A 15,911-nucleotide genomic window follows, 5' to 3' on the forward strand; every position below is an offset into this window, starting at 1 on the left:
TTCTGTCCCAGGTTCGAGAGCGGCGGGTTGCCGCGTTTCAGGGGCGGCTTGGCACGCGACCAGGGCAAGGGCCGAGAAGCCAAGCATTGCGGTGCCCATTCGGTGTGCCATTTTCCGTACTCCCGGCCCATCTTTGACTCTGGGCGCAGGCCGACCTTATCACTCGTTTTCGCAGTCCGTCTCCAGGCAAAGCAAGGGCGTAGGACAGCTGCTTGCAGGAACAGGCAACGGCCACGAGCGAACGCGGCCAGCTCGCCCAGGCTGGCACAATCAGTCGAAGAAGCCCGCGTCTTCTTCGCCAAGATACTTTTTCGCGCCTGCGGCGTCGATGTCGACGCCCAATCCTGGAGCCTCGAGCACGTCGATCATCGAATCCGTCACCACCTGCTTCGGCAGCCCAATGACGATGTCCTCCCACCAGGGGTCGGAGGCGCTCGGATATTCGAAAGCGATGTAGTTGGCGGGCAAGGTGGCGCAGACATTGATCAGCGCGCCAAGGCCGAGCAGGCCGTTGGCAGTACCGTGCGGCGCCATCAGGATCGAGTGCATGTAGGCGTGTTCGGCGATCCATTTCAGCTCGGCAATGCCGCCGACATCGGCGGGATCGGGGCCGATGATGCGCACCGCCTGCGTCTCGATCAGTTCCTTGAAATTGTGCCTGAGGTAGATTTGCTCGCCGGTATGGATTGGCGTCGAGGTGGAGGTGGTCAGCTCCCGATAGGCCTGCGGATTGACCCACGGCACATAATCGCCGGTCAGCATGTCCTCGAGCCACATCAAATTGTACTTCTCGACCGAGCGAGCGAACTTGATCGCATCCGGCAGCATCCAGCCGGGGCCGCAATCAAGCGCCAGGCTGACCTTGTCACCCAGAACCTCCTTCATCGCGATCACGCAGTCGAGCATGTGATTGAAACCGCGCTCACTGATCACGCCCTGGTCCATGGCACCGTGGTAGCCGGCCTTGTTCTGCGTCACGCCGTAGTGGAAGCTCTCGATGCTGTCCTTCATGTTGGAGTGGAACGAGATTCCTTGCTTGACCATGAAGAAGTTCTGCGGCTGCTCCATCATCCATTTAACATCGGCGGCGTAGTCCTCCGGCCGGTCACCCGTGCGTTTCCGGCGGATCGAGCCGTTGTAGACGCGCACCTTGTCGCGCACCTTGCCGCCGAGCAGCTTGTAGACCGGAACGCCCGCCGCTTTCCCGGCGATATCCCACAAGGCGTGCTCGATGGCGCTTACCGCCGCGCCATAGGGCTTGAAAGAGCCGCGTTGGCGGATCTTCAGCATCACGCGCTCGACGTCAGTCGGATCCTCGCCGATCAGGGCGTCGCGAAAATGCAGCACCCAGGGTTTGAGATAGGGCTTGGTGTATTCGACTTCGCCCAGGCCGTGCAGGCCCTCGTCGGTGACGATGCGAATGATGGGGTGTTTGCCGATAACGGCACAGCGGAGGTCGGTGATTTTCATGGGACTGCCTATTTCACCGATGAGAAGGCGGTCGGCGCCAACAATTGGTTGGTGATATTGGCGAGGATTGGCCCATCGCTTTCAGACTCGTCGCGCACTTTGAACCACTCTGGATCGGTGACGAAGGCCTTCCACTTCACTTCGCGCTCAGCCAGCGATTCCCAGGCGATGAAGTAGATGAGGCGATTGCTGCTTTCGCCCACCATCGTGGTGAAGAACCCGGCTTGGCGAATGCCGTGCTTGTCCCACAGAGCCAGGGTGTGGTCGTTAAAGCGCTTGAGCAGCGCCGGTAGCCGGCCAGGCAGGCACTCGTAGACTCTCAGCTCGTAGATCATGTCTTCTCCTTGTCGCCTCTCCCCTGGAGAGAGGCAGGCGCTTCGCGCCGGTTGAGGGGGCTCGTCCCCCATTCTGTGTGCTTGGCCTCACCCCCGTCCACGATCCTTTCCATTGAGAGGAGCGTGACCACCGGTGACATAGCGGGGATTGGATCAGGCGTTCCTCCCCCCTTTTTTTGGGGAAGGCCGTGAAAGTGCGGGGTTGGGCACGAAACTTAGCTCCAGGTGCGATCCCAGGAATACTCGTTGTCCCAGCGATCCGTTGGCTGCCATATCCCCGTGACACCGGGCTGCAGATGCCGGCTGATCACCTCGTCGACCACGTCGTCGATGCCCAGTCCCGGCTTGTCCGGCACTGTGATGAACCCGTCCTTGACCAGTGGCTTGGGCAAGCCGGTGACGATGTCGTCCCACCACTCCACTTCGACGCTGTGATATTCGAGCGCCATGAAGTTTTCCGTGGCCACCGCGACATGCGCGGCCGCCATCGCGGCGATCGGGCTTTCCGCCATGTGAATGGCCATGGCAACGCCATGGTCCTGCGCCGCGTCGCCGATCTTCTTGGTCTCGAGAATGCCGCCTGACGTAAGCAAGTCCGGGTGGATGACCGAGATGCCTGCGTTGAGCAGCGGCTCGAATGCTTCCTTGAGGTAGATGTCTTCCCCAGTGCAGATCGGCACGGAGGTGGCCTGCTGCAGCTGCCGATACTGCTCGGTGTATTGCCAGGGAATCACGTCCTCGAGCCAGGCTGGTGCGTATTTCTCGATGCGCCGGGCGAGGCGAATGCCGTCCTGCAGCGAGATGTGGCCGACATGGTCGATGGCGAGCGGGATCTCGTAGCCGATCACTTCGCGGACTTCGTGGATATATTGGTCGAGCAGGTCGATGCCCTTTTCGGTGAAGTGGAGGCCGGTAAAGGGATGCGGGACGTTCTGCGCGTCATAGGCGGCGTTGCGCGCGCGGCGCTCGTCCAGCGTGCGTGCCGGGCCGCGAGCGGCATGCGTGCGGAAACCGTCGAGCACGCCGGCCGGCGCCACCACCGCGCCCGGGATGTGCGAGACCTGCGCCAGGCCGAGGTCCATCTTGAGGAAGGTGAAGCCGAGATCCATCCGCGCCTTGAGCCGCTTGCCGGTCTCGGTGCCGCTGGGCTTGTCCGCGTCGGTGTCGCAATAGACGCGCACCTTGTCGCGGAACCGTCCGCCGAGCATCTGGTAGATGGGCACGCCATAGGCCTTGCCGGCGAGATCCCACAGCGCGATCTCGACTGCCGACACGCCGCCGCCCTGCCGGCCGTGCGCACCGAATTGCTTGATGCGGCGGAACAGCCGGTCGATGTCGCAAGGGTTCTCGCCAAGCAGCCGGCTTTTGAGCATCAGCGCATAGGTGGCGCTGGCGCCGTCGCGCACTTCGCCAAGCCCGACGATCCCCTGGTTGGTGTAGATCTTGAGCAGCGCCGAGGTGAATGGCGCGCCGACGATTTCAGCGACCCTGATGTCGGTGATGCGAAGGTCGGACGGCCGGGAGTTGGTGTTCACCCGATTGAGGGCATCGCCGGCTACACTGGTCTTTGGCATGCTTGTCCTCGTACTAGTCGGCGGGACTTTTCGTCCGCACGCTGCGCCGGCATGGAGTGTTGCTAGCCCAGCTCTATCTCGTGCGCCTGCAGGTAGTCGCGGTCCATCTCGACACCGAGACCAGGCTTCGACGTCAGCTTGAGGCTGCCGTTCGAAACGGCGAGCGGTGTGTCGATGAGGTGATCATATTTGCCCAGGTTCCACTCCGACGTCTCGAGCTTGTAGAAGTTGGGAACGGTCATCATCACCTGCGCGCCGGCAACCACGTTGATCGGCCCCGCGGCATCATGCGGCGAGACCGGGATGTAGTAGGCTTCGCACAAAGCGGAAATCTTCTTGAGCTCGGTAATGCCCCCGGTCCAGGTGACGTCCGGCATGATGTAGTCGGCGAGCTTGTTCTCCAGCACCGGGACGAAATCCCACTTGGTGTGGCCGCGCTCGCCCCATGAGATGGCGGCACTGACCTTCTCGCGCACCTGCTTGAGGGCGTTGAGGCTCTCGGGCGGACAGGGCTCCTCGAACCAGTCGATCTGGCCGGCCTCCTCGAGGCTGCGGCAGAGGCGAATGGCGGTGGGAACGTCGAAGCGGCCATGCGCATCGATGAGGATGTCGACATCGGGGCCCGCCGTTTCGCGGATCAGCGCGGTCAGTTCGGCCGCCTCGCGCTCGTCCTTGCGCGTCATGCCGCCATCGAGGTAGCCGTCCCGCTGTTCGCGCGACTGGCCGTCGGGGCTGCGGCCCTGGTGCGGGAAAGGGTCGAACTTCAGCGCCGTGTGTCCGGACTCGACGATGTCAAGAATTTCGCGGACCACAGCCTCCTTGCTGGTAAATTTGGCCTGGTTGGGATGGGTGTAGAGCGAAATTTCATCACGCACCGGTCCGCCCAGCAGCTCGTAGATCGGCTTGCCAAGGACTTTGCCCCGGATGTCCCAGAGGGCGATGTCGATGGCGCTCACGCATTCGACGGCGGCGCCGCGGCTGCCCATGTAGGTGAAGCTGCGGAAAACCTTGTGCCAGAGGTGCTCGATGCGCGCTGGGTCCTCGCCGGTCAGGGCGATGCCTATCTGCCGCAGGATCGTGCAGAGAGCGCGGTTGGCGAGCCTGGTCGTGGTGGTGATCTCTCCCCAACCGCTCACCCCCTCGTCGGTCGTCACTTCGACGAACAGATACTCTCCCCAGTAGGAAGCATCGGACTTGATCAGCCACGGCCGGATGCTCGTGATCTTCATCTCAATTACCTCTTCTGGAATGGGTCAGGCTGGCGCTGTCCAGACCGGATCTTCTATCCTGCCCGGGCAGCGTTGCGTGCCCGCATGTGTTCGAGGACATGCCGGCCGGAGCCTTCGACATGGCGTGCTATGAGTTCGGCTGCCTCGTCGGCATTTCCCGCTTTTACATGCGCGATGAGTTCGCGATGCTCGCGAATGATCGCGGCACGCCGGGCAAGCGTGAAGTTGAAACGCCGGCTCACGGCTCGCAGCACTTCGCGATGCTTCCACCAAAGCTCGGCGGCATGGCGATTGTAGTGCCGCTGGTACATCACGGTGTGGAAGGCGGTATCCAGCTCACTGTGCCGGAACGTGTCGGCAAAGTTGTTCTCTTCAATCAGGCCCTGGATGCGTTCGAGTTCGGCAATGTCCTCTCCAGTCGCCATATTCACAAACCATCGCGTCAGAGCCGGCTCGATCAGCACCCCGATCTCGTAGATATCCCGGACAAAATCCTGATCTATTGGCCGGACGCGCGCGCCGCGATTGGGGAGGAAGGTGACAAACCCCTCCCCGCGCAAGAGCTGCAAGGCCTCGCGCACGGGGTTGGTCGACGTGCCGTGACGGCGGGCAAGATCGGTCACCACAAGCCGCTCGTTGGCGGCGAGCCGTCCCTCAATGATGTCTTCCCTGATCAGCTGATAGAGCGAGGCTCCCTCGCTGGAGGCCCCGATGGGGTCAATCCCCTCGGGCGGTTCTGCTTTGAAATCGCTTGTTTCGGCCAAGGCCGGCTCCCCAAATTAATACACGCCTTGCTCGATATCACGCACGGTTTCCATAAACAATGTACGATTTAGCGCGTTGACACGTAATCCACTATCTGAAAACGTACGAAGTGACCGAAGGGATACATAAAACAGCAGACGTCCCGCGATCGAACGAATGAGACCGCCTGCCTCGACGCAGAGCGGCATGGGAGAGAACCTGGAGGATACCTATGACGAGGATCACACTCGGCGGTGCCGTCCTGCGCGGCACTGTCTCCACTGCATTAATGGTGTCGCTGATGTCCGCGTCGGCGCTGGGCGCGCCGCCGGTCGATTTGAGCAAATGGTCGCCGGAGTATGTGCGCTCCATTGCAGGCACACAGGAGTTTGATACGGCGGCCGATTGCGGCAAGGTCACTCCGCTCGACTACAAGGGGCGACTGACCTTCTGGTACCAGGGTGTGTTCGAGGGCGACCCCGACCTCCTGCGCCAGTACTACAAGGAGTTCTTCGAGACCTTCCGTAAGACCTATCCAAACATCCAGCTCGAGGAACAGGCCCTCACCTATAACGACCTGCTCGACAAGTTCCGTACCGCGCTGCTGGGCAATGCCGCGCCGATGGCGGTCCGCCTGCAAATCCTGGGTGGCACCGAGTTCGCTTCAAAGGGCTATCTGGAGCCGCTGAAACCCGAGGATGTGGGGTATTCGACCGAGGATTTCTGGCCCGGCGCCATGAAGGCCGTGACCTGGGATGGGGTGACCTACGGCATTCCGACCAACAACGAGACGATGGCGTTCATCTGGAACGCCGATATCTTCAAGCGAGCAGGCCTCGATCCGGACAAGGCTCCGGCAACCTGGGACGACGTCGTCAAGTATTCCAAGCAGATTCACGACAAGCTCGGCATTGCCGGTTACGGTCTCGTGGCCCGCAAGAACGCCGGCAACACGCCGTACCGTTTCATGCCGCAGCTGTGGGGCTATGGCGGCGGCGTCTTCGATGAAGCCTCGGCGAGCCCGACCTACAAGGAGGTCGAACTCAATACCCCGCAAAGCAAGGCGGCGCTGCAAGCCTCGTACGACATGTATGTTCGCGACAAGTCGGTTCCGGTCTCGGCACTCACCAACCAGCAGGCCGATAACCAGCCCCTGTTCGTCGCCGGCCAGCTTGGCATGATGATCTCGCACCCGTCCGACTACAACGTCATGCTCGACCTGCAGAAGAAGGCGACAGGCACCGACAAGGACAAGGCGCAGACCGTCATCGACAACATGCGCTACGGTCTTATCCCGACCGGTCCCGACGGCAAGCGCGCCGTCGTGTTCGGCGGCTCGAACATCCACATCCTGAAGCCCGAATATGTCGAGGGCGGCAAGGTGGACGAGCCGGCTGCAAAGGCGATCATCTGCATGTGGACCAGCCCCGAATGGTCGCTGAAGATGGCCTATGCCGGCTCGAACCCGGGCAACCTCAACGGCTTCAAGACCAAATGGATGAAGGAACGCCTGGAGAAGATCAAGTTCCTCGATGTCACCACCTCGATGCTGCCATACGGCATCCCGTTTCCAGCACTGCCGCAGGCCCCGGAGATCATGAACATCATCGTCCCGGATATGCTGCAGAATGCCCTGACCGGAGCGATGACCGTCGACCAGGCAGCGGACGACGCGGCCGAGAAGGTAAAGAACCTGATGGAAGGCAAACTCTAGCCTGAGCCTGACACACGATCTGGCCGGCTGTGCCGACGGTGCAGCCGGCTAGCTCCGAGAAAACAAGGGCGCGCCACAGTGACGATCATGACCGGCAAGGCCGAGGCTCGCCGAACATTGCAAACCGGCTGGTCCGGCGTGCTGCGGAATGTGTGGGGGCACCGCGCCGACTACGCATACGTGCTGCCGGCGATTGCCGTGATGCTCATCGTCATCGCCTATCCGATCTATTACACGATCGAGCTGTCGTTTTTTAAGACGCCGCCTGGCCTGCAGCTCCGCGACAAGACCTTCATCGGCTTCGACAACTACACGGCCATCCTCACCAGCCGGGTGTTCTGGAAAGTCACCTGGAACACTTTGATCTGGACGCTGGCGTCGACGTTCATCTCCTTCGTCCTGGGGTTTGGCGCAGCGCTGGCGCTCCACCGCGACTTTGTCGGCCGTGGTGTCATGCGCGCCATCCTGATCATTCCATGGGTCATCAGCGCGGTCGCCGCCTCCTACATCTGGAAGTGGATCTATCATTCGGACTTCGGGATCATCGGCGCGGTGCTGGTCGGCCTCGGATTGGCCGACCGGCCGCCGAATTTCATCGACAACGTCAGCACGGTGCTGCCCTCCCTGATTGTCGTCAATATCTGGCGCGAGTTTCCGTTTGCCATGATCATGATGATGGCCGGCCTGCAGACAGTTCCCGAACAGCTGCTGAGCGCCGCAAAAGTCGACGGGGCCAGTGCCTGGCAGCGCTTCTGGCACGTTACGTTCCCGCATCTGAGCAGCGTCTCGACGGTGACGATCCTGCTGCTCGCAGTTGCCAATTTCAATTCCTTCATCATCCCGTGGATCATGACCGGCGGCGGACCGTCCAATGCATCGCATATCTGGATCACACACATTTACGAGCTTGCCTTCGGACGGCAGCTTTGGGGGGTGGCTTCGGCCTATTCGGTGCTGCTGTTCCTCATGCTGATGACGCTTGGCTACTTCTACGTCCGGGCGCTCAGCGGCAACGATCGCAAGGAGGGGGGCGCATGAGCACGATCACCGAGACAGTCCCTCGAGGTCAGACAGGTCGGCGCATGCGCGTCGACGGATGGCGGTGGGCGGGGCGCATCTTCCTCGTGTTCATGCTGCTCTACACCGCGCTGCCGATGGTCTGGATGCTGCTTACGTCGATCAAGTCCGGGTTCGCGGCGATGCAATTCCCGCCGCAATGGTGGCCGGACGAGCCGACCCTCGCCAGCTATCAGAAGCTACTCGATCCGCAGAACAGTGTCGGCCAGGACTTCCTCCGCTTCTTCTGGAACAGCCTTTTCGTGTCGACCGCCACGACGATCCTTTCCGTGATCGTGGCTGTCCCTGCGGCCTACGCGTTTTCGCGCTTCCGTTTCCCCGGCCGGAACTTCCTGTTCTTCGCCGTGCTGCTGCGCAACATGTTCCCGGCGGTGATCTTTCTCGTGCCGCTTTTCATCCTGATGCGCATGCTCGGGCTGGTGAACACGCATGGCTCGCTGATCCTCACCTATCTCACTTTCGGCCTGCCGCTGGCGATCTGGCTGCTCAAGGGTTTCTACGACAACATCCCGGTGCAGCTCGAGCAGGCGGCGCGCATCGATGGGGCAACGCGGTTCCAGGCCTTCATTCTGATCGTGATGCCGCTCTCGACGCCGGGCATCATCGCCACCGCGATCTATTCCTTCATCGGCGCGTGGAACGAGTATATCTACGCCTACACCTTTCTCTCCAAGAACGAGCAGCTGACGCTGCCGGTCGGCATCCAGCGTTTCTTCTCGGAAAATACAACGGACTTTCCGGGCCTGATGGCGGCCAGCTTCATGATGAGCGTGCCCGTCGTGGTGCTGTTCCTCGTCCTGCAACGATACTTCGTACGCGCCCTTACAGAAGGCGCGGTCAAGCACTAGGGAGTTTTGCCGATGGCCCACGTGGTCCTGAGAGATCTCGTCAAGACCTATGGCGGCTTCAAAGCCGTCAACGAGGTTTCGCTGACCGTCAATGACGGCGAGTTCGTTGCACTGGTCGGCCCCTCAGGCTGCGGCAAGACAACGACGCTCAATCTCGTCGCGGGGCTGATCCCGATCACATCGGGTGACATCGTCATCGGCGACCGGGTGGTCAACGACCTCGACCCCAAGGACCGGGACATCGCAATGGTGTTCCAGAACTACGCGCTCTACCCGCAGAAATCGGTCTACAAGAACCTGGCGTTCCCGCTGCAGATGCGCAAACTGCCCAGGGACGAGATCGACAAAAAGGTCAGGGAAGCGGCGCGGGTGCTCGACATGACGCACCTGCTCGAGCGCAAGCCGCGCGAACTTTCGGGCGGGCAGCAGCAGCGTGTGGCGCTCGGCCGTGCCCTCGTGCGCGACCCCGCAGTGTTCCTGATGGACGAGCCGCTCTCCAACCTCGATGCCAAACTGCGCGTGCAGATGCGCTCGGAAATCAAGCGCTTCCACCAGGACCTCAAGGCGACGATCATCTATGTGACGCACGACCAGCTCGAAGCCGTGACAATGGCCGACAAGATGGCGGTGATGAATGGCGGCTTCCTGCAGCAATATGATTCACCGGCGCAGGTCTTTGCCCATCCGGTGAACATGTTCGTCGCCAGCTTCATCGGCAGCCCGGCAATGAGCCTTATCGCGCTGGAGGCATCGACGGCAAACGGCAACACCGTGTTGACCGGCGCTGAGGGCTGGCGTCTCGAGCTCTCGCAGCCCAACGCCCGGAAGGTTGCCAAGGCAACGACCCGGAAAGTCGTGCTCGGCGCACGTCACTCGACGATCAAGCTCCACAAGAGCGCGGTGCCGGGCAGCGTCCCGGCCAAGGCCTACACGGTGGAGCCGACCGGAGACGTCACCTTCGTGCAGGCGTTCCTGTCGGGCGCCATCGTCAACGTCAGCGTGCCGCCAACCATTGCAGTCGCGCCCGACGAGCAAATCTGGCTCGAGTTCGACCAGGAGCGGATGCATCTGTTCGACGGCGAAACCGAAATGGCCCTCAAGGCCGATTGAGACAGGGACGGGTGCATGTCGAGCGTGGGCGTGAATGACTGCGAAGCTTAAGATCACCGCGATCAAGCCCTATCCGGTGTGGGTGGGAACGCGCAACCAGATGCTCGTCAAGGTCGAGACAGACCAGGGCATCTTCGGCTGGGGCGAAAGCGGCCTGAGCGGTCGCGAGAAGGCGGTGGCCGGCGCGGTCGAGCACTATCGCGAGTTTCTCGTCGGCCGCGACCCGATGCAGATTGGCCGGATCTGGCAGGAGGTCTATCGCAGCCAGTACTTCGAAGGCGGACGCGTTCTGCAGGCGGCGATTTCCGCCATCGACATCGCCCTGCACGACATCAAGGGCAAGGCGCTGGGGGTGCCGGTCTACGAGCTGCTCGGCGGCAAGCAGCGCGACCGCGTCCCCACCTTCGCCTCGACCGGAGACGAGGCCGAGGGCGATGTTGCCATCGAGCGCGCCCGCGAACTGCGCGCGCAGGGGTGGCAGGCGATCCGCTTCTTCCCCGTCGGACAAAGCAGCAGAGACATCTTCGAGCCGCGCGAGTCGATCGGCGCTACCGCAAGGATGTTGAACAAGGCACGCGAGGCGCTGGGCGACGAGGTCGTCCTCGGCATCGACTATCATCACCGGCTATCGGTGGCCGAGGCGGCAAGCTTCTGCAACAAGCTCGGCCGCGGCGTGCTTGATTTCCTCGAGGAGCCGATACGCGACGAGACGCCGGAGGCCTACGAATCGCTGCGCACGATGACCGACATCCCGTTTGCCATTGGCGAGGAATTTGCCAGCAAATGGCAGTTCCTGCCCTATATCGAGCGCGGCATCCATCAGTTCAACCGGCTCGATATCTGCAATGTCGGCGGGTTCACCGAGGCGATGAAGGTCGCTGGCTGGAGCGAGGCGCACTATGTCGACATGATGCCGCACAATCCCCTGGGTCCAGTATGCACGGCGGCGACCGTGCATCTTGCCGCCGCGGTACCCAACTTCGCGTGGCTCGAGACCAGGGAGCCCGAAAAAAAGCTGGGCTTCGACAGTTCAGACTTCTTCCCCGTGCAACCGCGGCTCGACGGCGCCTGCTATCCGGTCAGCGATCTGCCGGGGCTCGGCGTCGAGGTCAACGAAGCGGCGGTGCAGTCGCAGAGTCTGCGTTTCTGGGAAGCGCCACACCTCAGGCGCCGCGACGGTTCCGTTACCAACTGGTAGTTCCAATTCAACCGGAGTCCACGATGACACACACTCCCGACATCACGCGGCCGCCCAAAGAGCTGATCGACGCGCTGAGGGAGATCGGCGCCGCGACGGTTGCCGGCACGCTTGGCCACATGGGCTTTCGCAATCCACACATGGTCGGTCCGGTGGCGCAGAACCACGGCAAGTCGATCGTCGGGCCGGCGCTGACGCTGCAGTTCCTGCCGCAGCGCCCGGACCTGTTCAACGAGGGCGAATATGCCGATCCGGAGACGCAACTGCACCGGCACGTGCTCTATCACGCGCAGGCGGGCGATGTGGTCGTCGTCGACGCGCGCGGCGACATGAGTTCGGGCGTCTTCGGCGATATGATGTCGACGTATTTCAAGGGTCGGGGTGGCGCGGGCATCGTCATCGACGGGTGCATGCGCGATCGGCCCAATGTCGAAAAGCTCGATCTGCCCCTGTGGCTGCGCGGCTGGACGCCCAACTACCATGTGCAGACCAGCATCTATCCCAACGCCGTCAACGTTCCGATTGCCTGCGGCGGTGTCACGGTGATCCCCGGCGACATCATCATCGCCGACGACGACGGGGTGGTGGTGCTTCCCGTCGCAATGGCCGCAAGGGTAATCGAAGAAGCCAAGAAGCATCACGATTGGGAAGAGTTCTCGCGCGAGAAGCTCATGCAGGGCGGGTCGTTGCAACGCTATTATCCGCTGCACCCAGATGCCAGCGATGAATATGAGGCATGGCGGAAAGCCAATCCCAAACCCTGATAGACGGGACGAGATCAAGAGGCCGACAGCTCGCCGATCGCAATGCTGCTAATACCTATTTCACTGGCTCTGGCATCACGGCACGACCTTCGGCGGCAGCAAGCCTGCTCCGCATCACTTCGCGGCGCTTTCGGAATTCTGTGTATTCCTGGTCGGCCAGTACCCCGATCAGGATTACCGATCCACTCACGGCAAAGTTGAGCGAGGAGGGAATTCCCAGAAGATTGACAAGGTTCTGCAGCACCTGCAGCAGGATCGTTCCGAGCACCACACCAATGATTGAGCCCTCCCCGCCGCGCAGCGAGAACCCGCCAAGGACGGCGGCAGCGATCGCGTAGAGCTCGTAGAAATTGCCGTGTGAGCTCGGCAGGATCGAGCGCGTGTACATTGCGAGAAAGATGGAAGACAGCGCTGTCAGCCCGGCGCAGATCACATATGCGGAGATGATGACCCTCCCCGTACGGATTCCGGAGAACCGCGCGGCTTCTTCGTTTTTGCCGACAGCGTAGAGATACCGTCCGAAGGCGGTACGGTGCAGAACCATCCACATCACCGCCGCCAGCACGAGCAGGAAGACAAAGGAATGAGGAATGGGAATGGACGTGTAGGCGTTGTTGGTAAGAACCGCGACCAGATCGGTGCGGCCGGTGGTTAGATATTCCAGTTCCTCGAACCGGGTTTCGTAGGGAAACCCGGCCGTCGCATCCTGGGTATAGAAGCGGGCGATCCCACGATAGATCAGAAGCCCGCACAGCGTCACGATAAAGGGCTGCAGGTGCTTCTTGGTGATGAGCAAACCGTTGATCAGACCCAACAGGAGGCCAATGCACACCACGATGAGCACTGCCAGCGGCCAAGGCACACCGCGATTGGCTATGAGGTCGACGAAAATGACGCCAAGCAGCGCAATGACCGAGCCTGCGGACAAATCGATGCCGCCGGTAATGATCACCAATCCCTCGGCAATCGAAAACACGCCAAAGAGGCCGACAAGATTGGCTGTATTGGCGATGTTGATGGGCGAAAGAAAGCGTGGGTTTATGACGGCCACGACTGTACCCACGACCATGATCAGGACAAATAGCCCTGCGTCTTTTTTGAGATTCAGCATTGATCGTCCCCCACGGATTGTCCCGGATGCGCTTTTGCGAGCGCCATGATTCTGGCTGTTGGCGAGATCTTCCGTTGAAGGCTGCAACGAAAGCCGGATTGGCTTGCTGTCAGCCCTGCCGGTCTCCAACCGCGAGCCTGAGGATGTTTTCCTCGCTGCACTGGTCCCGAGCGAGAATGCCCGTGATGCCGCCCTGGTGCATGACCGCCACGCGATCGGAAACCCCGATCACTTCCTCCATGTCCGAGGAGATCATCACGACAGCAACGCCGGCATCGGCAAGCGAACGCATCAGCCGATAGATTTCGGATTTGGCGCCGATGTCGATGCCGCGGGTCGGCTCGTCGAATATGATGACCCGTGGCTTCATCCCCAGCCATTTGGCAAGGACGACTTTTTGCTGGTTCCCGCCCGAGAGCGAGCCGGTGAGTACCCCGACATTCGGCGCGCGAATGTCGAGTTCGCCGCGGCTTCGCTCGGCCTGTTCCCGCTCTGCAGCGCTTGATACAGTTATGCCTCGCACATAGGCGCCAAGGTTCGGCAGCGTGATATTCTGGGTGATTGCCAGATCGAGCAGCAGTCCCGTCCGCTTGCGATCCTCTGGAACCAGATAGACGCCGGCCTTCACCGCTTCGGCCGAAGATGCAAAGCGTACGGGCGCGCCGTCGAGGAGGATGGTGCCGCCTTCGTTGCGGTCGATACCGAACAGCGCGTGCGCAAGTTCGGTTCTGCCCGCGCCGACCAGTCCGGCAAGGCCGAGGATTTCGCCGCGGTGGAAATCGACGCTCAGCTGCGCGTAGGGGAATGTGCTGGTGCTGAGATTGCGGACGGAGAGCGCCACCTCGCCTGGTACGTTCGCCGGCGCCTCATACCCAACTTTCAGGTCACGGCCCACCATCAGCTTCACCATCGCATCATGTGTAATCGCCTCGCCTTCGAGGTGGCCCACGAGTTGGCCATCGCGCAGCACGATCACACGGTCGCTGGCCTGCACCACCTCGTTGAGCCGGTGCGAGACGAACATCACCGCGATGCCATTGGCCTTCAGCCCGGCAATCACATTGAGCAGCTTCTCGGTCTCGGCGATGGGCAGGCTCGATGTCGGCTCGTCAAGGATCACCAGCCTGGCGTTCAGGCTCAACGCCTTAGCGATTTCGACCAGTTGTCGCTGGGCAAGGGAAAGGCTGGAGACCGGAGCGGATGAGGGGAAATTGGCGCCCAGCCGGTCAAGGTAGGGCTGCACCATCGCATGCAGCTTTGCGCTGTCGATAATGTTGAGGAATCCGTGGGTTCGAGGTTCTCGACCGACAAATACATTGGCGGCGACGTCCAGATTGTCGAACAGGTTCAGCTCCTGGTGGACGAAGGCGATGCCGGCGTCCATGGACGCCGAGATGGCCAGCGCCTCGTGGGTCACCCCGTCGATTTCGATGGAGCCACGATCGGGCGCGACAATGCCGCCAAGGATCTTCATCAAGGTGGATTTGCCAGCGCCGTTTTCACCAACAAGGCCGATGACCTCGCCGGGCCGCACCTCCATCGAAAAGTCGGACAGCGCCAGTACGCCGGGATACGACTTGGAAATCCCGGCGAGTCTCAGGAACGGTTCGTCCAATCGCGTGGCCTCAGGCGAAACGGGTGTCGGGAACGCGCCGTTCAAGATGGCGTGCCCGCAGTCCCGGGAGGTCCTGATACTGCTGAAGCGCAAAGACGTATCAGAGCGTTGTTGGACTGCGGGCCCCAGATCAGCTGGCATTTCAGCTTCACTGGGAACTCAACTTTGCCTTGAGATCGGCCTTGAACTCATCGACATTGTCCTTGGTGATGACCTTTCCAGGAATGATGTCGACACCGTTGGCCGGGACACCCGACTTGTCCCCGTTGAGGTAGGCCGCAAACAGCTTGCTGCCTTGGTATGCCCACTCGAATGGCTGCTGCACGACCGTGCCGGCGAAGGAGCCATCCTTGACTGCGCCGAGCGTAATCGGATCTTCGTCGAATGCGATGACGGTAATCTGACCCAGCTTGCCGTTGTCGCGCAGCGACTCGTAGATCTTCGGCGGGTTGTAGGAGTAGAAGCCAACCATGCAGTCGATTTCCCCGTGCGCGACCAGGGTGTCGTCGACATTGGCGCGAGCCCGCGTCTGGTCGTGGTCGTCGGTTCGAACGTCGACGAGCTCGATATTGTGTGGACCGGCGGCCGCCTTGAAACCCTCGATGCGCTCACGCGCATTGTCGGCGCCCGTGTTGCCGACGAAGCCCATACACTTGCCGCCCTTGGGCATTGCCTTGACCGCGAGTTCACCGGCGTTCTTGCCAAGATCGGTGTTGGACGAACCGATGTAGAAAACGCGTTTGGAGTCTGCTGCGTCGCTGTCGAATGTAAACAGCGGCAGTTGCGAGCCGATCTTGTTGAACGCATCGGTCTGTGTTTTCGGGTTGAGTGGGGACACCGCGATCGCGTCGGCGCCCGCCGCAGCCAGATCTTCGATCAGGCGCTGCTGGATGGCAGCATCGGCGCGTTCGGGATATTTCCATTCAAGATCGAAATCGGGCAGTTCCGTTTGCGCCTTGCGCATGCCGGCTTCCGCAAGCTTCCAGAAATCCGATGCCCCGTTGGGCACCCAGACGATCATCTTCTTGTCCGCAGCCCACGCTGCACTCGACAGCAACATGCCAACCGCTACGCCCGCAGCGACGAGACCCGTATATTTCATGTCGTACTTCTCCCCTTTTA

At 61.4% G+C, this 15,911-nt stretch carries 14 protein-coding genes; 6 read left to right on the plus strand and 8 right to left on the minus strand.

Features of this window, described 5'->3' with window-relative positions; genetic code table 11:
* Positions 1-270 precede the first annotated feature (270 nt).
* The 5 genes from AC1DVW_RS24990 to AC1DVW_RS25010 form a co-directional block, all read right to left on the minus strand.
* A complete protein-coding gene (locus AC1DVW_RS24990) occupies positions 271-1,470 on the minus strand; it encodes a mandelate racemase/muconate lactonizing enzyme family protein (protein WP_477326660.1) in 1,200 nt (399 codons plus the stop codon).
* Between the two features lie 8 nt (positions 1,471-1,478).
* Positions 1,479-1,805: an NIPSNAP family protein gene (locus AC1DVW_RS24995; protein WP_477326662.1), complete on the minus strand. Its 327-nt coding sequence runs from the start codon at positions 1,803-1,805 to the stop codon at positions 1,479-1,481.
* Positions 1,806-2,020: 215 nt separating this feature from the next.
* Positions 2,021-3,379, minus strand: a complete 1,359-nt coding sequence (locus AC1DVW_RS25000; protein ID WP_477326664.1) for a mandelate racemase/muconate lactonizing enzyme family protein — start codon at positions 3,377-3,379, stop codon at positions 2,021-2,023.
* A gap of 62 nt (positions 3,380-3,441) precedes the next feature.
* A complete protein-coding gene (locus AC1DVW_RS25005; protein WP_477326666.1) occupies positions 3,442-4,608 on the minus strand; it encodes a mandelate racemase/muconate lactonizing enzyme family protein in 1,167 nt (388 codons plus the stop codon).
* A 53-nt stretch (positions 4,609-4,661) separates the two neighbouring features.
* The gene (locus AC1DVW_RS25010; protein ID WP_477326668.1) at positions 4,662-5,372 is read right to left on the minus strand and encodes a GntR family transcriptional regulator; all 711 of its coding nucleotides are present in this window, start codon (positions 5,370-5,372) and stop codon (positions 4,662-4,664) included.
* A gap of 212 nt (positions 5,373-5,584) precedes the next feature.
* Between AC1DVW_RS25010 and AC1DVW_RS25015 the strand changes: the two genes are divergently transcribed.
* From AC1DVW_RS25015 to AC1DVW_RS25040, 6 genes are all read left to right on the plus strand, one after another.
* On the plus strand, positions 5,585-7,066 hold the full coding sequence (locus AC1DVW_RS25015; protein ID WP_477245051.1) for an ABC transporter substrate-binding protein: 1,482 nt from the start codon (positions 5,585-5,587) through the stop codon (positions 7,064-7,066).
* A gap of 78 nt (positions 7,067-7,144) precedes the next feature.
* Positions 7,145-8,104 carry a carbohydrate ABC transporter permease gene (locus AC1DVW_RS25020; protein WP_477245053.1) on the plus strand — a complete coding sequence of 320 codons (960 nt, stop codon included), beginning with the start codon at positions 7,145-7,147 and terminating at the stop codon, positions 8,102-8,104.
* Positions 8,101-8,991: a carbohydrate ABC transporter permease gene (locus tag AC1DVW_RS25025; protein ID WP_477245055.1), complete on the plus strand. Its 891-nt coding sequence runs from the start codon at positions 8,101-8,103 to the stop codon at positions 8,989-8,991. The genes AC1DVW_RS25020 and AC1DVW_RS25025 overlap by 4 nt, the downstream gene beginning before the upstream one ends.
* Positions 8,992-9,003: 12 nt before the next feature.
* Positions 9,004-10,101, plus strand: coding sequence for an ABC transporter ATP-binding protein (locus tag AC1DVW_RS25030; RefSeq protein WP_477245057.1), 1,098 nt, complete (start codon positions 9,004-9,006; stop codon positions 10,099-10,101).
* Between the two features lie 34 nt (positions 10,102-10,135).
* Entirely contained in the window at positions 10,136-11,299 is a 1,164-nt protein-coding gene (locus AC1DVW_RS25035; RefSeq protein ID WP_477326670.1) for a mandelate racemase/muconate lactonizing enzyme family protein, read from the plus strand.
* A gap of 23 nt (positions 11,300-11,322) precedes the next feature.
* A complete protein-coding gene (locus AC1DVW_RS25040; protein ID WP_477326672.1) occupies positions 11,323-12,063 on the plus strand; it encodes a ribonuclease activity regulator RraA in 741 nt (246 codons plus the stop codon).
* A gap of 55 nt (positions 12,064-12,118) precedes the next feature.
* On the opposite strand, the gene AC1DVW_RS25045 is transcribed toward AC1DVW_RS25040, so the two are convergent.
* The 3 genes from AC1DVW_RS25045 to AC1DVW_RS25055 form a co-directional block, all read right to left on the minus strand.
* Positions 12,119-13,174 (minus strand): ABC transporter permease, encoded by a 1,056-nt coding sequence (locus AC1DVW_RS25045; RefSeq protein WP_477326674.1) that lies wholly within the window; start codon positions 13,172-13,174, stop codon positions 12,119-12,121.
* 109 nt (positions 13,175-13,283) lie between these two features.
* Positions 13,284-14,789 carry a sugar ABC transporter ATP-binding protein gene (locus AC1DVW_RS25050; protein ID WP_477326676.1) on the minus strand — a complete coding sequence of 502 codons (1,506 nt, stop codon included), beginning with the start codon at positions 14,787-14,789 and terminating at the stop codon, positions 13,284-13,286.
* A gap of 148 nt (positions 14,790-14,937) precedes the next feature.
* On the minus strand, positions 14,938-15,891 hold the full coding sequence (locus AC1DVW_RS25055; protein ID WP_477245066.1) for a sugar-binding protein: 954 nt from the start codon (positions 15,889-15,891) through the stop codon (positions 14,938-14,940).
* Between the last annotated feature and the right edge of the window lie 20 nt (positions 15,892-15,911).

The sequence above is a fragment of the Mesorhizobium sp. P3_B5 genome, assembly GCF_056402815.1.